Raw genomic sequence first — 21,780 nt, forward strand, 5'->3', positions numbered from 1 at the left:
GTGCGGGGTGCATCACTGGCCCAGCCGCTCCAGCAGTGCCGGGACGTGGACTTGGTCGGCCTTGTAGTTGCCGGTCAGGGTGTAGATCACGAAGTTGATGCCGCCGCGGAAGGCCATCTCGCGCTGGCGCTGGTCGCCGCCGACGATCGGGTAGAGCGGCTCGCCGCGCTTGCCCACCGCCCAGGCGGCGGCGAGATCGTTGCTCGTGATGACGATGGGCGAGACGCCGTCGCCGGCCCGCGCGGGACGGCGCTCGGAGCCCTCCCCGGCCGGCGGCAGGGTCTCGACCCAGGTCTGGCCGGTGGCGTAGCGGCCCGGAAAGTTGTCGACGAGGTAGAAGGCCTTGGTCAGCACGTGGTCGGGCGGCACCGGCTCGAGTTCGGGCACCTCCAGGGTCGCCAGCATCTTGCGGAGATACGCCCCCTCCGGCGTCGGCGGGCCGCCCGGCCGCGCGGTGAGCGCGTCACGGGTGTCGAAGATCACGGTGCCGCCGTTGCGCATGAAGGCGTCGATGCGCCGGATCGCGGCGTCGCTCGGCTGTGGCCGCCCGGCGACGATGGGCCAGTAGATCAGCGGGTAGAAGGCGAGTTCGTCCTTGGCGGGGTCGATCCCGATCGGGTCGCCAGGCTCCAGGGCGGTGCGGCTCGCCAGCATCTGGGTCAGGCCGGAGAGACCGGCCCGGCTCGCCGTGTCCGCCGCCTCGTCGCCGGTGACGACGTAGGCGAGCCGGGTGGCGAGGGCCGAGTCGAAGGCGCCCGCACGCACCGGAGGAGCCGGCTGAGCCTGGACCGGACCGGGCGTACCGACCTGCGCGCCGAGCGCCAGGCCGGCGAAGAGGAGCGCCGCCGGGCGCGAGACGAAGCCCCGTCCGCGCCGCAGGAAGCCGCCGAGCCAAAGGCCCGCGAGGGTGTCGAGGATGAGGAGCATCAGGGCCAGGGTGAAGAGGGTGGCGCGCAGGTCGAGGGTCTCGGCACCGGCGAGCGAGCCGAGGCGGGCGCCGGAAAGGGCTCCGAAATCGAGGGGCTTCAACCGGTCCGCCGCCACGAGGGCGTTGACGGCGATGCCGCCGTCGGCCGGGCCGTAGAAGCCCGGCGGGTGCTCCAGGGTCGCCCGGCCGGTCTCGTCGGCGGAGACCGCGGTGGCGCCGGCCGGCGGCGCCCCGAGGGCCCCGAACCCGTCGAGGGTGAGGCGCGGCGCCAGCACGGCCGTGGCCCGTGCGGCGGCATCGCCCGCCGGCAGCGCCTTGGCGCCCGCGAGATTCACCACCCGGCGCAGCATGTCGATGAACAGGCCCGACAGGGGCAAATTCGACCAGGTCGTGTCGGCGGTGACGTGGAACAGCACGACGAGGCCCTGGCCGCGCTTCTGGGCCGTGACGATGGGCGTGCCGTCCTGGAGGGACGCCCAGGTCCGGCCCGGCAGGTCGCCGTCGGGCTCGGCCAGGATCTGCCGGCGCACGCCGATATCGGCCGGCGGGGTCAGGCCGGCGAAGGGGCTCTCGGGGGCGAAGGCCGCCAGGGTTTTGGGACTGTCCCAGGAGAGCGTGCCGCCGAGGGTGCGGCCGCCACGGCGCAGGCGCACCGGCACCAGGGGATCGTTGCCGGCGGCGAGGCGCGGCCCGGCAAAGCGCAGCAGGAGGCCGCCCTCGTCGACGAATTGCTCGACGCGGGCGAGGGTCGGACCGTCGAGGGCGCCCACATCGGCGAGGACGAGGACCGAGACCTGGTTGTCGAGAAGCTGTCCGATGGATTCCGCGATGCCCTTGGCGCCCCGGGGCTCCTGCACGTCGGCATAGGGGCTGAGCGCGCGCGACAGGTAGTAGGTCGGCGCCAGCAGCGGCTGGGCCTGATCGCTGGTCCCGCCGAAGACGAGGCCGACGCGGCGGCGCTTGCCGCGCTCGTCCACCAGGGTGACGGCGCCGGCCGAGCGCTCCGCCGCCACCTCGATCCGGCTGATGCTGTTGCGCAGCTCCACCGGCAGGTCGAAACCGACCGCGGTCTCGGTGGCCTCCGGTCCGAAGGTGAAGGCATGCTCGGCCAGGGGCAGGCCCTTCTGGTCGACGGCACGCACGAGACCGGTGTCGCGGCCGTTCGGTGCCGCCCGCAGGACATGGGCGGTGAGCTGGCCGCTGGCTTCGGCGGCCGAGAGCGCGAGCGCCGGCGGCTGGTCGGCCTTCAGGATCGTCAGCGAAGCGCCGGTCCGGCCGACAAGGTCGGCGAAGCTCTTGCCGAACGTCTCTTCGCCCGGGCCCGCGACCCCGTCGCTGATCCAGAGGATCGCCGTGCCGGGGCTACGCTCGAGGAAGGCGGTGAGCGATGCCAGGTGCGCGGCACGGTCGGCGAGATGCGGACGCGGCGCGATGGCGCGCAGGCGCTCGAGGGCGGCGGCCGGGACCTTGGCCTCCAGGGCCGCGGCCGGCTCGGCCAGGGCCGTCACCGCCACAGGCCGGCCGTCGCGGGCCGCGCTCTCGATCGTGTCGGTGGCCACCCGCAGGCGGTCGCGCCAATCGTGGGCGGCGGTGAACCCGTTGTCGAGGACGACGAGGAGCGGCGTGCGCCCCGTGGCGGCACCCGTACCGGACGGATTCCAGACCGGGCCGGATACCGCCAGGATCAGGCAGGCGGCGGCGAGGAGGCGCAGGATCAGCAGCCAGGGCGGCGTCCGGGCCGGCGTCTCGCGCTTGCCCAGCAGATCGGCCATGATTCGCAGAGGGGGAAAATCGATGCGTCGCGGCCGCGGCGGGGTCACCCGCAGCAGGAACCAGAGAGCTGGCAAGGCCACGAGCGCGGCGAGCGCCAGGGGCGCGGCGAAGGTGAGGGGCAATCCGAGCATGCGGCGATCCTCAGCCGGTCCCGCGCGCCGCGGCGACGAGGGTCAGGAGGCGCAGGGCCGCCTCGCTCGCCGGACGGTCGGTGCGATGGATCGTCAAGGTCCAGCCCTGGGACCGGGCGATCTCCGCGAGGCGATCGCGATGGGCGGCGATCCGGATCCGGTAGGCCTCGCCCCAGGCACCCGCATCGCCGACATTGAGGCTGAGCTTCGATTCCAGGTCGTGCAGGACCGCTTGCCCCGTGAACGGGAAGGTTTCTTCCACCGGGTCGACGATCATCACGAGGTGGCCACGGGTCCCCCGGCCGGCGAGCCGGTCCACCGACGCCTTCACGGCATCGGGCGGCGACAGGAAGTCGCTGATCAGCACGGCCTCGTCGAACCGACCCGGCGTGGCCGGCGGCGGAGCATCGTCGTCCTGTCCCCTGCCATCGGCGACAAGGGCCTGCGCCATGGTCTCGACGATGCGACGGGAAGCGGTGGCCCGGGTGAGGCCGAGCAGGCCGGTACGCTCGCCACCCTCGACCAGAGCGTCGGCCAGGGCGAAGCCGAGCACCAGCGCGCGTTCGACCTTGGGCGCCTGCGCCAGGTGCGAGGCGAAGCCCATTGAGGCAGAGCGGTCGATCCAGAACCAGATGTTGTGAGTGGCTTCCCACTCGCGCTCGCGCACGTAGAGCCGGTCGTCCCGGGCCGAGCGGCGCCAATCGATGCGCGCGGCGGCCTCGCCGGCGACGAAGGGCCGGAACTGCCAGAAGCTTTCACCCGGCCCGGCCCGGCGGCGTCCGTGGATGCCGTGGGCCAGGGTCGAGGACACCCGGCGGGATTCGAGAATCAGGCGCGGCATGCGCTCGGCCAGGGCGAGCGCGCTCTCGGTCTCGCGGCGTCCGGGATTGCGTGCGCTCCGGTCGAGGACCTGGGTGGCGCCGCCGCCGGGCCGGGGAATCACCATGCCCTAGAGCTTGCCGGCGAGCTGGGCGACGAGGCCCGAAATGGTCTCGCCGTCGGCGCGCGCCGCGAAGCTCAGCGCCATGCGGTGCTTGAGCACGGGCTCGGCCAACGCCTTCACGTCGGCGATGGAGGGCGCCACGCGGCCCTCGATCAGGGCGCGAGCGCGCACCGCCAGGGTCAGCGCCTGGCTGGCGCGGGGGCCGGGCCCCCAAAGGAGCTTGCCCTTGAGCGCGGGATCGCCGCCTTCCGGGCGCGCGGCGCGCACGAGGTCGAGGATGGCATCGACCACCGCGTCCCCGACAGGCAGCCGGCGCACGAGGCGCTGGGCCGTGAGCAAGGCCTCTGTCGACATCACCGCCACCGGCTTGTGCTCGTCGACGCCCGTGGTCTCGATCAGGATGCGGCGCTCGGCAGCGCGGTCGGGATAGCCAACGTCGATCTCCAGGAGGAAGCGATCGAGCTGGGCCTCGGGCAGCGGATAGGTACCCTCCTGCTCGATCGGGTTCTGAGTCGCCAGCACGTGGAAGGGGCGCGGCAGGTCATGGCGCTCGCCCGCCACCGACACGAAGTTCTCCTGCATGGCCTGCAGCAGGGCAGACTGCGTGCGCGGGCTGGCGCGGTTGATCTCGTCCGCCATGAGCAGCTGGGTGAAGACCGGGCCCTTGACGAAGCGGAAGGAGCGATGGCGATCCGCGTCCTCGTCCAGGATCTCGGTGCCCAGGATGTCGGACGGCATCAGGTCCGGGGTGAACTGTACGCGGCGGGCATCGAGGCCGAGAACGGTACCGAGGGTCTCGACCAGCTTGGTCTTGGCAAGGCCGGGAAGGCCGACCAGCAAACCGTGGCCGCCGGCCAGGATCGTCACCAGGGCGAGGTCGACGACCTGCTCCTGGCCGAAGATGACCTTGTGGATCGCCTCGCGGGCCTGTCCGACCGAACCGAGACAGGCTTCCGCCGTAGCGACGATGCCGTCATCGAGGGTGGTGGCCGGCTGGGAGCCCTGAATCATGGGTATCGGTCCTGGCTTCTCCGCGTCGGCCGGCAAGGGCCGCACGCGGCGGGAATGCGCCATCAAAGGGCGGGCCGAGCGTCGGCCGTCTGTGCGGGAGTGTGGCGCCCTTTGCGGCACGCTGGCAAGGTCGGCGCGACGACGCAGGGTTCAGGCCTGCGCGGGCGGATGTCGAGCCGCCTGGTGAGAACGTCGCGCCGCCGTTCCCCCGTCAGCCGGATGCGCTATCTTGTGATCGCATGACTGACCCAGCCCCGCCCGCCGCCGATCCGACGATCGACCGCCTCAGCGCCGCCCTTGGCGATGCGGCGCGCCGCGGCCCGCCGCCGGTGGAGCGCTGGAAGCCGCCCTTCTGCGGAGCGATCGACATGCGGATCGCCGCGGATGGGACCTGGCACCACGACGGCGCGCCGATCCGCCGCCCGGCGCTGGTCAAGCTCTTCGCCTCGATCCTCCGGCGTGAGCCCGATGGCGGCTACGTGCTGGTCACGCCCGTGGAGAGCGTCGGCATCACGGTCGAGGATGCCCCCTTCGTCGCCGTGGAGATGGCGGCCGAGGGCGACGGTCCGGGGCGACGCATCGCCTTCCGCACCAATGTCGACGACCTCGTGCCGGTGGATGCCGACCATGCCCTGCGCTTCGAACAGGATGCGGGCGGTGGCCTGCGCCCCTACGTCCACGTCCGCCGCGATCTCTGGGCGCTGCTGACCCGGGCGTTGACCTACGATCTCCTTGCCCTGGCAGAGGAGCAGGACGGCTGGCTCGGCGTCACGGCCGGCGGCGCCTTTCACCGCATCGCGCCCGCCGAGAGCGCATGAGGCAGGACGCTGCGCTGGCGGATCTCGTCGCCCGGGCCGCCGAGTATCTGTCCGTAGAGCCGCCGGGCGATGGCGCTCCGACGGCGAATCCGCGGGGTGACCACGACCTCGACGGCGCGGATACGGCAGTGGTGCCGGAGCGTCCGCACCGGCGCGCGGCGGTGCTCGTGCCCGTGCTGCCCCGAGCCGACGGTCCTCACCTGCTGTTCACCGTGCGGGCCGCGCATCTGCGCGACCATTCCGGGCAGATCGCGTTTCCGGGGGGCAAGATCGACGCCGAGGATCCGAGCCCGGCCGACGCCGCCCTGCGGGAGGCGCGCGAGGAAGTCGGGCTTCCTGCCGAAGCGATCCGTGTGCTCGGCTACCTCGATCCCTATCTCTCCGCCACGGGCTTCCTGGTTCTGCCCGTGCTCGGTCTCGTCGACCCGGAGGCGGAGCTGTCCCTGAACCCCGACGAGGTCGCCGCTACCTTCGAGGTTCCGCTGAGTCACCTCCTCGACCCGGCCCAGCGTCGCATCGAGAGCGCGGTCTGGCGCGGTCGTCAGCGGCGCTACTACGCCATCACCTACGGCGAGTTCCGGATCTGGGGCGTCACCGCCGGGATCGTCAACAACCTGCAGGAACGCCTCTTCCCCTGAGGCAGCGTCCGCCCCTTCGCCATTCGAGACACTCATGATCCGCCGCGTCCTCGAAGAACTCCTGATCTTCCTCTCGCCGTTCCTGCTCTACGCGCTCTACCTGGCGATCCGCGGACGCCGGCCAGACCACGGCGTGCACTGGGACGGGCAGGCCTTCCGCCTGACCCTGGCGGGCGTGGTGCTCGTCATCCTCTCCCTGGTGGCGACGGGTCTCTTCAGCGAGCGCCATCGCGGCGGCTACGTGCCGCCCCACCTGGAGAACGGCCAGGTCGTGCCCGGACGGTTCCAGTGAGCGGACACGTCCTTGACAAGGCGGGCCTCGGCCATCTCCTCGACCGACCGGGGGTTCGTCGCGTGCTCGCCGCCTTGTCCGCGGAGGGCGAAGCGACCCGCCTCGTCGGCGGCTGCGTCCGCGACGCTCTGCTCGGGCGCTCCGGCGACGACATCGACCTGACCACCACGCTGCTGCCGCAGGCCGTGATCGTCCGCGCCGCTGACGCCGGTCTGCGGGCCATCCCGACCGGGATCGAGCACGGCACGATCACGCTGCTCGCCGGCGAAGCCACCTTCGAGGTCACGACCCTGCGGGAGGATGTCGAAACCGACGGGCGCCATGCCGTGGTGCGGTTCGGGCGTGATTTCGCCCGCGACGCGCAGCGCCGGGATTTCACCATCAACGCGCTCTCGCTCACGCCCGACGGCAGCCTCCACGACACGACGGGCGGGGTCGACGACCTGCGGGCGGGACGTGTCCGCTTCATCGGAGAGGCCCGGACCCGCATTCGCGAGGATGCCCTGCGCATCCTGCGATTCTTCCGGTTTCATGCCCGCTACGGGGTCGGCCTCCCCGACCCGGAGGGATTGTCGGCCTGCATCGCCGCCCGCGATGCCCTGGACGGACTCTCGCGCGAGCGCATCCGGGCGGAACTCCTCAAGCTCCTGCTGGCGCCGAACGCCGCGGCGGCCGTCGCGATCTTGAGCGAGACCGGGCTGCTGATGCGGCTGATCGGCGGATTCGGGGATCGCGGGCGCTTCGCCCGGGCCCTCGCGAAGGGCTTGGAGGCGTCCGCGATCGACCGGCTGGCAGCGCTGGCGATCTGGTCCGAGGCCGATGCCGGGCGGTTGGAGATCAGGTTACGGCTCTCGAAGACCGAAGCCGCCGCCCTCGCGGCCTATGGCCGGGCCCTCGGCGCTCTGCATGGACGGGCCATCATCGACGCTACGGAGATCCGGAGACTGGCCGCCGCTCACGATCGGCTTGGCCTCGCCCTCGCGCGGACAACCACCCAGGGCGAAAAGATGCCGGCCCTTTCGCCTGAGGCGGAAGACTATCTGGCCGAGCTGGCCGGTGGCCGCATCGGCGCGCCGAAGTTTCCCCTCGGGGGCGCCGATCTCGTGGCGCGGGGGGTTCCGCCGGGTCCTGAGATCGGTCGGCGGCTCGCTCTCGCCCGGGCCCGTTGGTTGGATCTGGGCTGCCCGGACGATACGGCCGCGCGCGAGGCTCTCCTTGAGCACGCGGCCGCGTGAGATCTCGAAGTTAAAGACCTTAGAAGTTGAGCGCGACCTTCGCGTCGCGGAGCTGGACGATCTGGCCTGTGAGCTCGTCCTTCTTGGCGAAGTCCTCGGTGGCGTCGCGTAGAAGCTCGACCGCCTCGATATCGCGATCCAGGGACTCCGGGGAGATTTCCTCGAAGGGGTTCGCGCGCTCGGCGATGACGGTGACGGAGGTCGGCCCGATATCGGCAAAGCCGCCGCGGACCAGGACGCGCTTGCCGGTATGGCCGGCCTCGTTGATCACGATGACACCGACCTTGAGGGCGGTGAGCACGGGAGCGTGGCCGGGGAGCACGGTCATCTCGCCCTCGATGCCGGGCAGCTGCACGGCTTCGATCTGACCGGAATACACCGTCCGCTCGGGACCGACGAAATCGAACTGGAAGGTGGCCATGAGGTCGAGGATCCCGGCTCGGGTTGTCTGTGCGGAGTGACGGCGCGCCGTGCCGCGAAGGCGCGCGCCGTCGAGTTCGTCGTCAGGCCCTGCGGCGATCGGCGACGAAGCCGATCCCGAGGCCCAGCACCGCGCCGATGACGGCGAAGATGCCGATGTGCTGCAGCTGCCCCGTGGTCAGGGAGCCGCCGCGGGTTCCCGCCGGCGAATCCCCCTGAACCTCCAGGCTGAACGACCCGATCTTGATCTCGGCGGCCTCGGGCCGGGTGAGATACCCAGTGAGACCGCCGACCACGAGACCGACGAGGAGGAGAACGACTTTCGCGTTCAAGACCTCAGGCCGCCGCGGCGATCTTCTTCGCCTTTTCCTTGGCGTCCTCGATCGTACCGACCATGTAGAACGCCGCCTCCGGCAGGTCGTCGTACTCGCCGTTCACGAGGCCCTTGAAGCCCTTGATCGTGTCGGCCAGTGGAACCTGGATGCCCGGCGAGCCGGTGAAGATCTCGGCCACCGAGAAGGGCTGCGAGAAGAAGCGCTCGATCTTGCGGGCACGGGCGACGGTGAGCTTGTCCTCTTCCGAGAGCTCGTCCATGCCCAGGATCGCGATGATGTCCTGCAGGGCCTTGTAGCGCTGCAGGGTCTGCTGGACCTTACGGGCGACCTCGTAGTGCTCCTCGCCGAGGACGGCGGGGTTGAGCATGCGCGAGGTGGAGTCCAGCGGATCCACGGCCGGGTAGATGCCCTTCTCGGCGATCGAGCGCGACAGCACGGTCGTGGCGTCGAGGTGGGCGAACGAGGCGGCGGGCGCCGGATCGGTCAGATCGTCGGCCGGCACGTAGATGGCCTGCACCGAGGTGATCGAACCCTTCGTGGTGGTGGTGATGCGCTCCTGAAGGGCGCCCATGTCCGTGGCCAGGGTCGGCTGGTAGCCCACCGCCGACGGGATGCGGCCGAGAAGCGCCGACACTTCCGAGCCGGCCTGGGTGAAGCGGAAGATGTTGTCCACGAAGAACAGCACGTCCTGGCCCTGGTCGCGGAAGTCCTCGGCGATGGTCAGGCCGGTGAGCGCGACGCGCGAGCGGGCGCCGGGGGACTCGTTCATCTGGCCGTAGACCAGGGCGCACTTGGAGCCTTCCGCCGAGCCATTGTGCTCCTTGGGATCCATGTTCACCTTGGACTCGATCATCTCGTGGTAGAGATCGTTGCCCTCGCGGGTGCGCTCACCGACGCCGGCGAACACCGAGTAGCCGGAGTGCACCTTGGCGATGTTGTTGATGAGCTCCATGATCAGCACGGTCTTGCCGACGCCGGCGCCGCCGAACAGGCCGATCTTCCCGCCCTTGGCGTAGGGGGCGAGGAGGTCGACCACCTTGATTCCCGTGACCAGGATCTGAGACTCGGTGGACTGCTCGGAATAGGCAGGCGCCGGCTGGTGGATGGCGCGCAGGGTGTCCGACTGGATCGGGCCGGCCTCGTCGATCGGCTCGCCGATGACGTTCATGATGCGGCCGAGGGTGTTGAAACCGACCGGGACCTTGATGGCCTCGCCGGTGTCGGTGACCTCCTGGCCGCGGACCAGGCCTTCCGAGGTGTCCATGGCGATGCAGCGCACGGTGCTCTCGCCGAGCTGCATGGCGACTTCGAGCACCAGGCGGCTGCCGTTGTTCTTGGTCTCCAGGGCGTTCAGGATCTCGGGCAGGTGGCCGTCGAAGTGAACGTCGACCACGGGGCCGATGACCTGGGTGATCTTGCCGACCTTGCTCGAGCCGGCGCCGGGGATCGCGGTGTTCGCCATGTTACGGGTCCTTTGGATACGTTGCGGTCAGGGCGTCGTCTGCGCTTAGAGCGCTTCGGCGCCCGAGATGATCTCGATGAGTTCCTTGGTGATCATGGCTTGACGCGTCCGGTTGTAGATCTGCGTCTGCTTCTTGATCATTTCGCCGGCGTTGCGCGTGGCGGAGTCCATGGCGCCGGTGCGGGCGCCCTGCTCGGAGGCTGCATTCTCCAGGAGCGCACGGAACACCTGGACGGTGAGGTTGCGCGGCAGCAGCGTGTCGAGGATCGCCTCCTCGCTCGGCTCGAACTGGAGGGCGGCGTCGGGGGCGGTGGCGCCGGTTGCTGGCAGCTCGGCCGGGATGAGCTTCTGTGCCGTCGGGATCTGTGAGATCACGGAGCGGAAGCGCGAGTAGAACAAGGTCGCGACATCGAACTCTCCGGCATCGAAGCGGGCGATGATGCTGTCGGCGATCTCGGCGGCGAACTCGTAGTCGACCGCCTTGTTGCCGCGCAGGTCGCGGTTCTCGATGATCTCGTCGCGGAACTGACGACGGAGAAGGTCGTAGCCCTTCTTGCCGACGGTGATCATCTTCACCGTCTTGCCCTCGGCGATCAGCCGGCGGGCATGGTCACGGGCGAGGCGGGCGATCGAGGAGTTGAAGCCGCCGCACAGGCCGCGATCGGCGGTGCAGACGATGAGCAGGTGGGTCTTCTCCGAGCCGGTGCCGGAGAGGAGCCGGGGGCCCTGCACGCCGCCGACGAGGTTCGCCGCGAGATTCCCGAGCACTTGGGACATCTTCTCGGCGTAGGGACGCGCGCTCTCGGCGGCCATCTGGGCGCGCCGCAGCTTGGCGGCGGCGACCATCTGCATCGCCTTGGTGATCTTCTGCGTGCCCTTCACCGAGGTGATGCGGTTCCGCAGATCCTTCAAACTCGCCATGGGGTGACTTCCAGATCCATCCGCTGCCGCTCAAGGCGAGGCGCCCGGACGACCCGGGCGCCTGCGCTCGCTCAAGATCCGGTCGCCCGCGGGCGACCGGTTTCGCTGTCGATGCCGCGTCTTAGGCGAGCGACTTGGCGACGCTCTCGACGACGCCCTTCAGCGTCTTGGCGCTGTCGTCGGACAGGTCCTTCGAGTCGCGGATCTTGGTGAGCAGGTCGGCATGCTTGGTGCGCAGGGCCGAGAGCAGGGCGTCCTCGAAGGGACGAACCTTGTTCAGCGGGAGGCTGTCGAGGTAGCCGTTCACGCCGGCGTAGATCACCGCCACCTGCTCTTCCATCTTCAGCGGCGAGAACTGCGGCTGCTTCAGGAGCTCGGTCAGGCGCGAACCGCGGTTCAGGAGCTTCTGGGTCGAGGCGTCGAGATCCGAGCCGAACTGCGCGAAGGCCGCCATCTCGCGGTACTGCGCGAGCTCGCCCTTGATCTTGCCGGCGACCTTCTTCATCGCCTTCGTCTGGGCCGAGGAGCCGACGCGGGAGACCGAGAGGCCGACGTTCACCGCCGGGCGGATGCCCTGGTAGAACAGGTCGGTCTCGAGGAAGATCTGACCGTCCGTGATCGAGATCACGTTGGTGGGGATGTAGGCCGAGACGTCGTTGGCCTGGGTCTCGATGACCGGGAGCGCGGTCAGCGAGCCGTTGCCGGCGGCGTCACCCATCTTGGCGGCGCGCTCGAGCAGGCGCGAGTGCAGGTAGAACACGTCGCCCGGGTAGGCCTCGCGGCCCGGCGGGCGGCGCAGCAGCAGCGACATCTGGCGGTAGGCGACGGCCTGCTTGGAGAGATCGTCGTACACGATCACGGCGTGCATGCCGTTGTCGCGGAAGTACTCGCCCATGGCGCAGCCGGCGAAGGGCGCGATGAACTGCATCGGCGCGGCGTCCGAGGCGGTGGCGGCGATGACGATCGAGTACTCGAGCGCACCGTTGTCCTCGAGCGACTTCACGAACTGCGCGACGGTTGAGCGCTTCTGGCCGATGGCGACGTAGACGCAGTAGAGCTTGGCGTTCTCGTCGGTGCCGGCATGGGCCGGCTTCTGGTTCAGGATCGTGTCCAGGGCGATGGCGGTCTTGCCGGTCTGGCGATCGCCGATGATCAACTCGCGCTGTCCGCGGCCGACGGGGATCAGGGCGTCGATGGCCTTGAGGCCGGTGGCCATCGGCTCGTGCACGGACTTGCGCGGGATGATGCCGGGGGCCTTCACGTCGACGCGGCGACGCTCGGTGGTGGCGATGGGACCCTTGCCGTCGATCGGGTTGCCGAGCGCGTCGACGACGCGGCCGAGCAGCGCCTTGCCGACCGGCACGTCCACGATCGCGCCGGTGCGCTTGACGGTCTGGCCTTCCTTGATGTCGCGGTCGGATCCGAAGATCACGATGCCGACGTTGTCCTGCTCGAGGTTCAGGGCCATGCCGCGCACGCCCGACTCGAACTCGACCATCTCGCCGGCCTGGACGCTGTCGAGGCCGTAGGCGCGGGCGATGCCGTCACCGACGGACAGAACCTGACCAACCTCGGTGACTTCGGCTTCCTGGCCGAAATTCTTGATCTGATCCTTCAGGATCGCGGAGATCTCGGCGGCGCGGATGTCCATCGTCGGGCCTCTTGTCTTGGATTGAATGAATGGGGTTGGGAACGGGAAGCGGTCGGGCCTCGAAGGCCCTTACCGGGCTTCCCGCATCGCGAGGCGAATTCCGTTGAGCTTGGTGCGCAGGGATGCGTCCACCATGCGGCTGCCGATCTTGACCACGAGGCCGCCGATCAGGCTCGGGTCGATCTTGAGGTCGAGGTCGATCTCGGAGCGCGCCACGTCGCGCAGGGAGGCCTTGATCTCCTCGACGACGGCGTCGGAGGGACGCTCGGCGACGGTCACCTCGGCGCGGACGATGCCCTTCGATTCGCGCACCAGGGTGCGGAAGGCACGGATCATGTCGGGGAGTGCGAACAGCCGACGGTTGGCGGCTGCGAGACGGATGAAGTTGCCGCCGATGCCACCAATGCCGGACTTTTCCAGAAGCGCGACGATGGCGGCTTCCTGCTCGGCACCCGTGAAGACCGGGCTGCGCACGAAGCGGCGCAGGTCGGCACTCTCGTTGAGCATCGCACCGAACTGGTCGAGGCTCGCCGCCACGCCATCGATGTCGCGCTCATCGCGCGCCAGCTCGAACAAGGCCGACGCGTAGCGTGCCGCTACGCCTGCAACCGGGGAACCCGCCTCGGAACCGTTCTGCGCCACGCGCCGCTCTCTCTTCAATCCTGCCTGAGGGCTCCGGCCGCGTCGCGCCGTGTTCGGCGCGGGCTCTGAAACCGTCAGGATTGGGAACGTGCCGGTCTGCGCGAGCCATGAAAAGCCCGCCCTTCCGGCGCGGCGAGGGCCTAGCATGCGTGTCCGGGGGGCGCAAGACGAGGGCACTTGTGCCGGAGCGTTGTGCAACGCGAGATGCCGAACCCTGTTCCGATGCGGACAAACGGTGGCGAAGGTGAGGCCGCCTCAGCAGGCGATACGGTCGCAGCGCCGGGTCGCGGCGACCATCCGGGCGAGCGCCTTTGGGCCGGGATGGCCGAGAAGGCCCGTATTGCCCAGAACGTAGGAAGGGGTCGCGGTGAGGCCCAGATCCGCGGCCATGCGCATCTGCGCCTTGAGGGCGAGGCGCACCTCCTCGCTGTCGGCGATGCTCTCGATCTCGGCGGCGGGCACACCGAGCTTGGCGGCGGCCTGGAGGGCGCCGGGCCCGTCGATCTTGCCGGGCTTGGCCAGCAGCGTCCGATAGAGGGTCCAGGCGGCGGCCGATCCGAGCTTGCGCTGGATCGCCAGGGCGACCTTGGCGGCCTGGGCCGATTGTACCGCGAGAATGGGATTGTTGATCAGACCGATTCGCAGCGACGGGTCGCTCTCGCTGAGGGAGACCATGTCGGCTGCCGCCTTCCGGCAATAAGGGCAATTGTAGTCGAAGAACTCGTACAGGGTCGTCTCGGCCTCGGCCGATCCGACATAGGTCACGCCGCGCAGGGCCGGGATCTCACCGACGATCTCGCCGGGCAGGCGCATGTTCGCGACCGGGCGTCCCTCATCGTTGTCCACCTTGAACGCCTGGCCATAGCCCTGAGCCGAACTCTCCCCGGCAATCGCAAGGCCGGCAGCGAAGCCGGTGGAGGCGAGGAGGAATCGCCGGCGGTCGAGGCTCGGTAGCGCGAAGCTCATGGGGCGGCCCTGGTAGCGGGGGGATCGGGAAAGCGTGCGGAAAACCGCCCGGCTTCTAGACCCACCGGTGCCCGACCGCCAGCGCCGCCCCGCCGGTCGGCCTCAGCGCATCGCGCCGGGCCGGTCCCCCGCCGCCCAGGCGAGGGCCTGTTCCAGGCGGTCATTGCCCCAGAACAATTCGCCGTCATTGGTCAGGAAGGTCGGTGCGCCGAAGATCCCGCGGGAGCGCGCCTCCTCGCCGTTGACGCGCAGCCGCCCCTTGTTGGTCTCCGCCGCAGCCTGCTTCAGGATGATGGTTCCGTCGAGACCGAGGCCGTTGAGGATCGACACCACGGCAGGCGGCTCGGCGATCGACTGGCCGCGGCCGAACTCGGCCTCGTAGACCGCCTTCGAGAAGGGCACGAGCCAGTCGTGGTCCATGCCGTAGGTCGCCGCGCGGGTGGCGCTCAGGCTGTTCTGCGGGAAGGGATCCGGGCGCTTCAGCGACGGCAGGCCGAGGCGCGCCGCCTCGCGCTCGACGTCCCGCCACATGTGACGCCCCTTGGCGGCGTAGAGGTTGAACGGCGAGGAATTCCAGCCCTGCGCCGCGAAGATGGGCCCGACCAGGAACGGACGCCAGCGGATCTCGACATCGGCCGCTTCTGCCAGGGCCTCGATCCGCATGGCCGAGAGGTAGGAATAGGTCGATGCGAACTCGTACCAGAATTCGAGGGTCGGCCTGCGCGGCATGCGTCGAATCTCCGGGATCGAGAATGGTCGTGAGTGTCGCCCGCCTGCAGGCTCGCGACAAGGCGGTTCACGACCACGGCCACGCCGAGCGAACGCGTCGGACGGCACAGCGGTTGCACGGCCCCGCGCTCCGCTGATAAGCCGCCGCAATCACGACGCGGAGGCGCGAAACGCCGACGCACACGACGCCCGAACCGGAAGCGAGCCCATGACCGACGCGAACCCGAAGCCCGTCAACAAGGTCGTGCTCGCCTATTCGGGCGGCCTCGACACCTCGATCATCCTGAAGTGGCTGCAGACCACCTATGGCTGCGAAGTCATCACCTTCACGGCCGATCTCGGCCAGGGCGAGGAGCTTGAGCCGGCTCGCAAGAAGGCGGAACTGCTCGGCATCAAGCCCGAGAACATCTTCATCGAGGATCTGCGCGAGGAATTCGTACGCGACTACGTTTTCCCGATGTTCCGGGCCAATGCCCAGTACGAGGGCGTCTATCTTCTCGGCACCTCCATCGCCCGGCCGCTGATCGCCAAGAAGCAGATCGAGATCGCCGAGAGGCTCGGGGCGGACGCCGTCTGTCACGGTGCCACCGGCAAGGGCAACGATCAGGTTCGGTTCGAGCTCGGCTACTATGCCCTGAAGCCCGACGTCACGGTCATCGCCCCCTGGCGCAAGTGGGACCTGAAGAGCCGCGAGCAGCTGATCGCCTTCGCCGAGCAGCACCAGATCCCGATTTCCAAGGACAAGCGCGGCGAGAGCCCGTTCTCGGTGGATGCCAACCTCCTGCACGCCTCCTCGGAGGGCAAGGTGCTGGAGGATCCCGCCGACGAGGTGCCTGATTACGTCTACTCGCGCACCCGGTCGCCCGAGGAGGCACCGGATACGCCGACCGTGATCACCATCGGCTTCGAGAAGGGAGACGCGGTCTCCATCGACGGCGAGCGGCTGTCGCCCGCGAACCTCCTCGCCAAGCTCAACCAGCTCGGCCACGACAACGGCATCGGCCGCCTCGACCTCGTCGAGAACCGCTTCGTCGGCATGAAGAGCCGCGGCATGTACGAGACGCCGGGCGGCACCATCCTGCTCCCCGCCCACCGCGCCATCGAGTCGATCACGCTGGACCGGGGTGCCGCACACCTCAAGGACCAGCTGATGCCGCAATACGCGGAGCTGATCTACAACGGCTTCTGGTTCTCGCCCGAGCGCGAGATGCTGCAAGCCCTGATCGACAAGAGCCAGGAGATGGTCACCGGCGAAGTCCGGTTGAAGCTCTACAAGGGCGGCGTCCACGTCATCGGTCGCACCAGCCCGAACTCCCTCTACGACCAGGACCTTGTGACCTTCGAGGAGGGCGCCGTGGCCTACGATCACCGCGACGCGGCCGGCTTCATCAAGCTCAACGCCCTGCGCCTGCGCACGCTTGCCCAGCGCAAGAAGAAGCTCGGCGCCTGAGGCGAACCGGGCCGGGTCCCCCTCCCCCAGGGACCCGGCTAGAGCGACGGTGTTGCGGAGAACTCCCGGAGGATCTGCGGCACCTCGCCCGAGATCTCCCGGGCGAGAAACCCTACGGGCCCGACCGATTTCGCGAGGCGGGCGCCTGCCTCACCGTGGAGGTAGACCCCCCAGAGGGCGGCCGTCAGCGGATCGGCGCCCCGCGCAAGGATGCCCGTGATGAGTCCCGCAAGGGCGTCGCCGGAGCCGGAAGTCGCGAGACCGACGCCGCCGCCGTCGTAGTGCCAGTGCGCACCGTCGGGGGCGACGATCCAGCTCTCAGCCCCCTTCATGATGACCACGGCCCGCAGCTGCTCGGCAGCGCGCAGAGCCGCCTTCAGGGGCTCGGCCTCGACCGCCTCGCGATCCCAATCGAGGAGTTGCGCCATCTCGCCCGCATGTGGTGTCAGCACCGGCGGGGCTTGAAGGGCGCGCACCGTCGCGGCATGGGGAGACAGGCCGCAGATCGCGCCGGCATCGAGGACGTAGGCGGTCTCGTTCTGCTCTGCGAGCAGCGTCCGGACCAGGGTCGTCGTGATGTCGCAGGTGTTCATGCCGGGCCCGAGCAGCACCGCGTCGCAGCGCTGCGCCGCCCCGGCGATACGGGGGGCCGCAGCCTCCGCCTCGATCTCGCCCGCGTCGGTCTCCGGGAGGCCGATCACCATGGCCTCGGGCACGGCCAGGGCCATCGCCACGGCGACGCTTCGTACCGAGGCGATCTTCAGCTTGCCCGCACCGGCCCGCAGGGCCGCGACGCCGGCGAGGAAGACAGCGCCCGGCACCTCGGCGCAGCCACCCAGGACGAGAACGCTGCCGCGGTCGTCCTTGCTGCCAGCCTCTGGGGTCGGAAGCGGACGGGCCCGCAGGCAGGCCGCGTCGAGTTCGGTCCCGGTCATCGCACGTCTCCCGTCAGCGAGGGTTCGGCGGTGACGGGGGCGCCGGCCCGCTGCACCGGGGCGACGAAGTTGTAGCGTTCGAGGAGGAGCCGCCCGGTGGACCCGGCCTCGGCTCGGAAGCCGTATTCGGTGACGGAGCAGTTCAGCACATCGCCCTCGGCGTCGATGCCCAGGATCTCGGCCTCGGTGAGATTTTCGATGAGGTAGCGCAGACAGAGCACCACGACCTGATGGGCGACGATCAGGACGCGCTTCTCGCCATGGTGCAGGGAGATCGTGTCCATGGCGCCGCGCAGGCGTAGGATCACGTCGCACCAGCTCTCGCCGCAGGTCGGACGATAGTAGAATTTTCCGAGGCGGGCCCGCAATTCGGCCTGTTCCGGATGAAGCGCCTCGATGCCGGTTCGGGTGAGCCGGTCGAGCAGACCGAGCTCCTTCTCGCGCAGTCGCTCGTCGACCACGTCGTCGAGCGCGTCCGACGCGATCCCGCCGGCCCGGCGAATGCCCGCAACGGTCTGCTGCGCCCGGAGGTAGGGCGATGTGAGCACCACGTTCGGGCGCTCACCGTCCGGCATCTCGGAAAACCAGCGCCCGAGCGCGTCGGCCTGCTGACGGCCGCGATCACTCAGGGGAACGTCGACGTCGCGCTCCGCGATGTCGATGCGCTCCAGCCCGGCCTCATGGGCTGCATCGCGCGCGACGTTGCCCGCACTCTCGCCGTGTCGGACGACCCAGATCCGGCTCGGCCAGCGTTGCAGCATCCGTCATCATCCTCGGCTTGTTCTCCGAGCCCAACGTTCCTGCGGGCCGATCCGTTCGCCTCCTGCGTCGTTCGAGACCTCTAAGCCGGCTGCCAGCCCGATGCCGTGCGGCTGAAGTCGCCCGGGCCGAGATCGGCGTAGCGCAGGAAGATCTGGAGCACCGGCTGCATCTCGCGGTGCTCGCTCGGCAGGTCGATGCCCGGGCCGTAGGGCGCCTCGGTGTCGACCGCCGGCACGTCGCGGGCGGCGTCCCAGCGGATCGTCAGGGCCTTGACGCGGGCGACCTGCTCAGCCGTGACGTCGAAGGTGACGTGCTCGGGCGTCTCGCCGGTGGCCGCATCGCGAAAGACGTCGCCGACGTCGTCGGAGGCGAGCTTTGCCAGGGTGTTGTGATAGGCGTAGCGCCCTGGCTTGAGGACGGCGTTGGTGGTGAACACTGCGAGCGCATCGCCCAGGGCCCGATGCTCCTCGTCGGCCCCGTCGTCGTCGCCGGTGACGTTGAAGATGTCGCCGTCGCGATCCGTGCTGCCATAGGGCGCGTCGGGATGGACGATGGGCGCCCCCACACCCTCGGGGTTCCAGGCCACCACCATTCGGCGAATCAGCGCGATGCGCTCGAGAGTGAGTTCGAAGGTCGGCTGGGTCATCGTCCGTCTTTCGCCCGTGGGGCCGCGCAGGGGCACATCGTGGTCGCGGATCAGCACCGCGACGAGGGTCTGGGGCGGCAGGTAGCCGATCCCGTGGCCCCGGGCTACCGCTTGAGGCAGCCCATGAGCCCCGACACGCCATTCATCCGCGCCTGGATCCGGGCGGCCTGAGCCCGGACGCCGCGTGACGGCACGGCCGGATTGCGCAGGATCGGGTTCGGCAGCACAGCGGCCAGGAGCGCCGCCTCCCCGCGGGTCAGGGCGCGGGCTGGCTTGCCGAACCAGCGCCGGGCGGCGGCTTCGGCCCCGAACACCCCCTCCCCCCACTCGGCGATGTTGAGATAGATCTCCAGGGTGCGCGGCTTGCCCCACAGGGTGTCGGCCACCACGGCCAGAGGTATCTCGAGAGCCTTGCGGATCACCGAGCGGCCCGGCCACAGGAAGACGTTCTTCACCGTCTGCATCGAGATCGTCGAGGCGCCGCGGCTGGGACCCTCCTCGTCGTCGACGACGTCCCGCAGGGCACCCCAATCCACACCATTGTGCAGGCAGTAGCGCTGGTCCTCTGAGGCGATGACCGCCTGGACGAGATAGGGTGAGATCGCGTCGAGCCCCACCGCCTGGCGGTCGACGGATTGCAGCGTCAACCATCGTCCGAGCATCAGGGTTGAGGGCGGGGTCAGCGCACTATAGACGAGCGCGAGCGACAATAAGAGGACGAGGCCGATGACGGGGAGGAGCAGAATGAGGTTGACGATCCGTCGCAAGCCTCTCGCCCGTTTCCTGCCGGATGCCTCGCGCATCGCCAGCGGACGCGCCGAAACCTGCCGCAACGGCTGCTCGTCGCTCTCCTCCCGATCCTGAATTCGAACCTCCCCCGCCCACGACACGACACCGTCTGACCGAAGGCCCGACCGAACATGACTTCAACGCAAGGATCCCACGCTTCGGTCAAGGCGGATGCCCCGGTCGACGCGTTTTCCCACAGGCTTGCCACGGTCGCGGACACGGTCGAGGCCTACCTCGCCGAGCGACTCACCCCGGAGACGCAAGTCGGCGAGATCACCCGCCCGGTGCGCTTGATGGAAGCGATGCGCCACGCCGTGCTCGGCGGCGGCAAGCGCCTGCGTCCGTTCCTCGCCATCGAGACCGCCCGGATGCTCGGTGGTTCCGAGACCGGCGCCCTCGCGGCCGGCTCGGGCATCGAACTGGTGCACTGCTACTCCCTCGTCCACGACGACATGCCCGCCATGGACGACGACGACATGCGCCGCGGCAAGCCCACCGTGCACAAGGCCTATGACGAGGCCACCGCGATCCTGGTGGGCGATGCCCTCCAGACGCTTGCCTTCGAGATTCTGGCCGACGCCGCCTGGCAGCCCGACCCTGCCGTGCGCGCCGATCTCGTGCTCGGCCTCGCGAAGGCCTCGGGCCTCGGCGGTATGGTCGGCGGCCAGCTTCTCGACCTCGGGGCCGAGGGTCGCTTCGGCCCCGTCTCCCTCGACGTCGACGACACGCTGCAGCTCCAGGCGATGAAGACCGGCGCGATCCTGGCCTTCTCGGTGGAAGCCGGTGCGATCGTCGGCGGCGCGACGCCGGACCAGCGTAAGGCGCTGCTGCGCTACGGCCACGCCCTGGGCCAAGCCTTCCAGATCGCCGACGACATCCTCGACCGCGAGGCTTCGTCGGAAGCCATGGGTAAGGCCACCGGCAAGGACAAGGATGCCGGAAAGGCGACCCTCGTCGACCGCCTCGGCCTCGACGGCGCCCGTGCCGAGTGCGACCGCCTCGTCGGCGTCTGCGAGGAGGCCGTGGCATCCTGGGGCGACAAGGCCGAGACCCTGCGCCAAGCGGCGCGATTCACCGTGGCGCGCAAGGTCTGACCCCTGATCCGACGGCGGATTGACCGCCCCCGTCCTTCGAACATCTATCGCGAGTTGATCCCATGACCTCCTACAAGCTCCTCCTCCTCCCCGGCGACGGCATCGGCCCCGAGGTGATGGCAGAAGTCGAGAAGGTGATCGGTGCCCTCGACGCGCTGGGTCTCGCCCGCTTCGAGATCGAGCGCGACCTCGTCGGTGGCAGCGCCATCGACGCCCACGGCAAGCCGCTGACCGACGCGGCCCTGGCGCGGGCCGATGCCGCCGATGCGATCCTGCTCGGCGCGGTGGGCGGACCAAAATGGGCGGATGTCGCTTACGAGATCCGACCCGAGGCGGGCCTCCTGCGCCTGCGGAAGGATCTCGGCCTCTTCGCCAACCTGCGCCCGGCGATTTGCTACCCGGCCCTCGCCGACGCCTCGGCCCTGAAGCGCGAGCTGGTCGAGGGCCTCGACATCATGATCGTGCGCGAACTCACGGGCGGCGTCTATTTCGGCGAGCCGAAGGAGATCACCACTCTTCCGGACGGTACGAAGCGTGCCGTCGACACGCAGGTCTACACCACGGCGGAGATCGAGCGGATCGCTCACGTGGCCTTCGACCTCGCCCGGAAGCGCTCGGGCCGGGTCGCCTCGGCCGAGAAGCACAACGTCATGAAGTCGGGCGTCCTCTGGAAGGAGGTGGTGACCCGAGTCCACGCCGAGTACAGCGACGTCAGCCTGGAGCACGTGCTCGCCGACAACTGCGCCATGCAGCTGGTCCGCCGCCCGAAGCAGTACGACGTCCTCGTGACCGACAACCTGTTCGGAGATGTGCTGTCGGACGTGGCGGCGATGCTCACCGGCTCCCTCGGCATGCTGCCCTCCGCATCGCTGGGTGCCGTCGACGCCAAGGGCAGCCGCAAGGCCCTCTACGAGCCGGTCCACGGCTCGGCCCCGGACATCGCCGGCAAGGGCTACGCGAACCCGATCGCCATGATCGGTTCGCTTGCCATGTGCTTGCGCTATTCCTTCGGCCTGGGTGAGGCCGCCGACCTCCTGGACTCGGCCGTCACCCGCACCCTCGCTTCGGGAGCCCGGACCCGGGACATCGCCGCCGAGGGTACCACGTCGATCAGCACCGCCGAGATGGGCGACGCCATCATTCGCGAGCTGAAGCACGCGGCTGCCTGAATCGACGTCGCTGTCTCTGCGCGTACGGTGCACGAACGAA

22 protein-coding genes are annotated in these 21,780 nt (G+C 69.6%); 7 read left to right on the forward strand and 15 right to left on the reverse strand.

Translation table 11 applies throughout. The features are described from left to right. Positions 1 to 12: 12 nt before the first annotated feature. The 3 genes from AC0IY1_RS22435 to AC0IY1_RS22445 are packed head-to-tail and all read right to left on the reverse strand — an operon-like array spanning position 13 to position 4,786. Positions 13 to 2,832, reverse strand: a complete 2,820-nt coding sequence (locus AC0IY1_RS22435) for a DUF4159 domain-containing protein (protein ID WP_471772532.1) — start codon at positions 2,830 to 2,832, stop codon at positions 13 to 15. Between the two features lie 10 nt (positions 2,833 to 2,842). Then, the gene (locus AC0IY1_RS22440) at positions 2,843 to 3,778 is read right to left on the reverse strand and encodes a DUF58 domain-containing protein (protein WP_103710643.1); all 936 of its coding nucleotides are present in this window, start codon (positions 3,776 to 3,778) and stop codon (positions 2,843 to 2,845) included. Between the two features lie 3 nt (positions 3,779 to 3,781). After that, the gene (locus AC0IY1_RS22445) at positions 3,782 to 4,786 is read right to left on the reverse strand and encodes an AAA family ATPase (protein WP_055948250.1); all 1,005 of its coding nucleotides are present in this window, start codon (positions 4,784 to 4,786) and stop codon (positions 3,782 to 3,784) included. A 239-nt stretch (positions 4,787 to 5,025) separates the two neighbouring features. Between AC0IY1_RS22445 and AC0IY1_RS22450 the strand changes: the two genes are divergently transcribed. The 4 genes from AC0IY1_RS22450 to AC0IY1_RS22465 are packed head-to-tail and all read left to right on the forward strand — an operon-like array spanning position 5,026 to position 7,769. Then, positions 5,026 to 5,604: a DUF1285 domain-containing protein gene (locus tag AC0IY1_RS22450; RefSeq protein WP_471772535.1), complete on the forward strand. Its 579-nt coding sequence runs from the start codon at positions 5,026 to 5,028 to the stop codon at positions 5,602 to 5,604. Beyond that, positions 5,601 to 6,242, forward strand: coding sequence for a CoA pyrophosphatase (locus AC0IY1_RS22455; protein WP_471772537.1), 642 nt, complete (start codon positions 5,601 to 5,603; stop codon positions 6,240 to 6,242). Before AC0IY1_RS22450 ends, AC0IY1_RS22455 begins: the two co-directional genes overlap by 4 nt. A gap of 34 nt (positions 6,243 to 6,276) precedes the next feature. Next, a complete protein-coding gene (locus AC0IY1_RS22460; protein ID WP_055948241.1) occupies positions 6,277 to 6,534 on the forward strand; it encodes a DUF6111 family protein in 258 nt (85 codons plus the stop codon). Continuing rightward, positions 6,531 to 7,769, forward strand: coding sequence for a CCA tRNA nucleotidyltransferase (locus AC0IY1_RS22465; RefSeq protein ID WP_471772539.1), 1,239 nt, complete (start codon positions 6,531 to 6,533; stop codon positions 7,767 to 7,769). Before AC0IY1_RS22460 ends, AC0IY1_RS22465 begins: the two co-directional genes overlap by 4 nt. 19 nt (positions 7,770 to 7,788) lie before the next feature. On the opposite strand, the gene atpC is transcribed toward AC0IY1_RS22465, so the two are convergent. The 8 genes from atpC to AC0IY1_RS22505 form a co-directional block, all read right to left on the reverse strand. After that, complete coding sequence (atpC, locus tag AC0IY1_RS22470) at positions 7,789 to 8,190, reverse strand: ATP synthase F1 subunit epsilon (protein WP_055948233.1); 402 nt, start codon at positions 8,188 to 8,190, stop codon at positions 7,789 to 7,791. An 82-nt stretch (positions 8,191 to 8,272) separates the two neighbouring features. After that, entirely contained in the window at positions 8,273 to 8,521 is a 249-nt protein-coding gene (locus tag AC0IY1_RS22475; protein ID WP_055948230.1) for a hypothetical protein, read from the reverse strand. A 4-nt stretch (positions 8,522 to 8,525) separates the two neighbouring features. After that, on the reverse strand, positions 8,526 to 9,986 hold the full coding sequence (gene atpD, locus AC0IY1_RS22480; protein ID WP_055948229.1) for a F0F1 ATP synthase subunit beta: 1,461 nt from the start codon (positions 9,984 to 9,986) through the stop codon (positions 8,526 to 8,528). A 45-nt stretch (positions 9,987 to 10,031) separates the two neighbouring features. Next, positions 10,032 to 10,907 (reverse strand): F0F1 ATP synthase subunit gamma, encoded by an 876-nt coding sequence (locus AC0IY1_RS22485; protein WP_055948226.1) that lies wholly within the window; start codon positions 10,905 to 10,907, stop codon positions 10,032 to 10,034. A 121-nt stretch (positions 10,908 to 11,028) separates the two neighbouring features. Continuing rightward, a complete protein-coding gene (gene atpA, locus AC0IY1_RS22490) occupies positions 11,029 to 12,558 on the reverse strand; it encodes a F0F1 ATP synthase subunit alpha (protein WP_055948223.1) in 1,530 nt (509 codons plus the stop codon). Positions 12,559 to 12,627: 69 nt separating this feature from the next. Continuing rightward, complete coding sequence (locus tag AC0IY1_RS22495; RefSeq protein WP_055948220.1) at positions 12,628 to 13,200, reverse strand: F0F1 ATP synthase subunit delta; 573 nt, start codon at positions 13,198 to 13,200, stop codon at positions 12,628 to 12,630. 255 nt (positions 13,201 to 13,455) lie between these two features. After that, positions 13,456 to 14,166, reverse strand: a complete 711-nt coding sequence (locus AC0IY1_RS22500) for a DsbA family protein (RefSeq protein WP_103710648.1) — start codon at positions 14,164 to 14,166, stop codon at positions 13,456 to 13,458. A gap of 102 nt (positions 14,167 to 14,268) precedes the next feature. Continuing rightward, on the reverse strand, positions 14,269 to 14,895 hold the full coding sequence (locus tag AC0IY1_RS22505) for a 2-hydroxychromene-2-carboxylate isomerase (RefSeq protein WP_055948216.1): 627 nt from the start codon (positions 14,893 to 14,895) through the stop codon (positions 14,269 to 14,271). 208 nt (positions 14,896 to 15,103) lie between these two features. Between AC0IY1_RS22505 and AC0IY1_RS22510 the strand changes: the two genes are divergently transcribed. Beyond that, entirely contained in the window at positions 15,104 to 16,345 is a 1,242-nt protein-coding gene (locus AC0IY1_RS22510) for an argininosuccinate synthase (protein WP_471772543.1), read from the forward strand. A gap of 38 nt (positions 16,346 to 16,383) precedes the next feature. On the opposite strand, the gene AC0IY1_RS22515 is transcribed toward AC0IY1_RS22510, so the two are convergent. The 4 genes from AC0IY1_RS22515 to mtgA form a co-directional block, all read right to left on the reverse strand. Further along, positions 16,384 to 17,280, reverse strand: a complete 897-nt coding sequence (locus AC0IY1_RS22515; RefSeq protein WP_103710651.1) for an NAD(P)H-hydrate dehydratase — start codon at positions 17,278 to 17,280, stop codon at positions 16,384 to 16,386. Then, complete coding sequence (locus AC0IY1_RS22520; RefSeq protein ID WP_055948208.1) at positions 17,277 to 18,041, reverse strand: histidine phosphatase family protein; 765 nt, start codon at positions 18,039 to 18,041, stop codon at positions 17,277 to 17,279. Before AC0IY1_RS22520 ends, AC0IY1_RS22515 begins: the two co-directional genes overlap by 4 nt. Positions 18,042 to 18,121: 80 nt before the next feature. Further along, positions 18,122 to 18,688 carry a hypothetical protein gene (locus AC0IY1_RS22525; protein ID WP_055948929.1) on the reverse strand — a complete coding sequence of 189 codons (567 nt, stop codon included), beginning with the start codon at positions 18,686 to 18,688 and terminating at the stop codon, positions 18,122 to 18,124. A 104-nt stretch (positions 18,689 to 18,792) separates the two neighbouring features. Beyond that, on the reverse strand, positions 18,793 to 19,491 hold the full coding sequence (mtgA, locus tag AC0IY1_RS22530) for a monofunctional biosynthetic peptidoglycan transglycosylase (protein ID WP_471772581.1): 699 nt from the start codon (positions 19,489 to 19,491) through the stop codon (positions 18,793 to 18,795). A gap of 117 nt (positions 19,492 to 19,608) precedes the next feature. Between mtgA and AC0IY1_RS22535 the strand changes: the two genes are divergently transcribed. Both AC0IY1_RS22535 and leuB read left to right on the forward strand, forming a co-directional pair. Next, complete coding sequence (locus AC0IY1_RS22535) at positions 19,609 to 20,571, forward strand: polyprenyl synthetase family protein (protein WP_471772545.1); 963 nt, start codon at positions 19,609 to 19,611, stop codon at positions 20,569 to 20,571. Positions 20,572 to 20,633: 62 nt separating this feature from the next. Continuing rightward, on the forward strand, positions 20,634 to 21,740 hold the full coding sequence (leuB, locus tag AC0IY1_RS22540; RefSeq protein WP_471772547.1) for a 3-isopropylmalate dehydrogenase: 1,107 nt from the start codon (positions 20,634 to 20,636) through the stop codon (positions 21,738 to 21,740). Positions 21,741 to 21,780 lie beyond the last annotated feature (40 nt).

This window comes from Methylobacterium sp. AC690 (assembly GCF_979256535.1).

Excerpts from the sequence above, each read along its gene's own strand:
- AC0IY1_RS22435 (WP_471772532.1), bottom strand. The coding sequence starts at position 2,832 with ATGCTCGGATTGCCCCTCACCTTCGCCGCGCCCCTGGCGCTCGCCGCG.
- AC0IY1_RS22440 (WP_103710643.1), bottom strand. The coding sequence starts at position 3,778 with ATGGTGATTCCCCGGCCCGGCGGCGGCGCCACCCAGGTCCTCGACCGG.
- AC0IY1_RS22445 (WP_055948250.1), bottom strand. The coding sequence starts at position 4,786 with ATGATTCAGGGCTCCCAGCCGGCCACCACCCTCGATGACGGCATCGTC.
- AC0IY1_RS22450 (WP_471772535.1), top strand. The coding sequence starts at position 5,026 with ATGACTGACCCAGCCCCGCCCGCCGCCGATCCGACGATCGACCGCCTC.
- AC0IY1_RS22455 (WP_471772537.1), top strand. The coding sequence starts at position 5,601 with ATGAGGCAGGACGCTGCGCTGGCGGATCTCGTCGCCCGGGCCGCCGAG.
- AC0IY1_RS22460 (WP_055948241.1), top strand. The coding sequence starts at position 6,277 with ATGATCCGCCGCGTCCTCGAAGAACTCCTGATCTTCCTCTCGCCGTTC.
- atpC (WP_055948233.1), bottom strand. The coding sequence starts at position 8,190 with ATGGCCACCTTCCAGTTCGATTTCGTCGGTCCCGAGCGGACGGTGTAT.
- atpD (WP_055948229.1), bottom strand. The coding sequence starts at position 9,986 with ATGGCGAACACCGCGATCCCCGGCGCCGGCTCGAGCAAGGTCGGCAAG.
- AC0IY1_RS22485 (WP_055948226.1), bottom strand. The coding sequence starts at position 10,907 with ATGGCGAGTTTGAAGGATCTGCGGAACCGCATCACCTCGGTGAAGGGC.
- atpA (WP_055948223.1), bottom strand. The coding sequence starts at position 12,558 with ATGGACATCCGCGCCGCCGAGATCTCCGCGATCCTGAAGGATCAGATC.
- AC0IY1_RS22500 (WP_103710648.1), bottom strand. The coding sequence starts at position 14,166 with ATGAGCTTCGCGCTACCGAGCCTCGACCGCCGGCGATTCCTCCTCGCC.
- AC0IY1_RS22505 (WP_055948216.1), bottom strand. The coding sequence starts at position 14,895 with ATGCCGCGCAGGCCGACCCTCGAATTCTGGTACGAGTTCGCATCGACC.
- AC0IY1_RS22510 (WP_471772543.1), top strand. The coding sequence starts at position 15,104 with ATGACCGACGCGAACCCGAAGCCCGTCAACAAGGTCGTGCTCGCCTAT.
- AC0IY1_RS22515 (WP_103710651.1), bottom strand. The coding sequence starts at position 17,280 with ATGACCGGGACCGAACTCGACGCGGCCTGCCTGCGGGCCCGTCCGCTT.
- AC0IY1_RS22520 (WP_055948208.1), bottom strand. The coding sequence starts at position 18,041 with ATGCTGCAACGCTGGCCGAGCCGGATCTGGGTCGTCCGACACGGCGAG.
- AC0IY1_RS22525 (WP_055948929.1), bottom strand. The coding sequence starts at position 18,688 with ATGACCCAGCCGACCTTCGAACTCACTCTCGAGCGCATCGCGCTGATT.
- mtgA (WP_471772581.1), bottom strand. The coding sequence starts at position 19,491 with ATGCGCGAGGCATCCGGCAGGAAACGGGCGAGAGGCTTGCGACGGATC.
- AC0IY1_RS22535 (WP_471772545.1), top strand. The coding sequence starts at position 19,609 with ATGACTTCAACGCAAGGATCCCACGCTTCGGTCAAGGCGGATGCCCCG.
- leuB (WP_471772547.1), top strand. The coding sequence starts at position 20,634 with ATGACCTCCTACAAGCTCCTCCTCCTCCCCGGCGACGGCATCGGCCCC.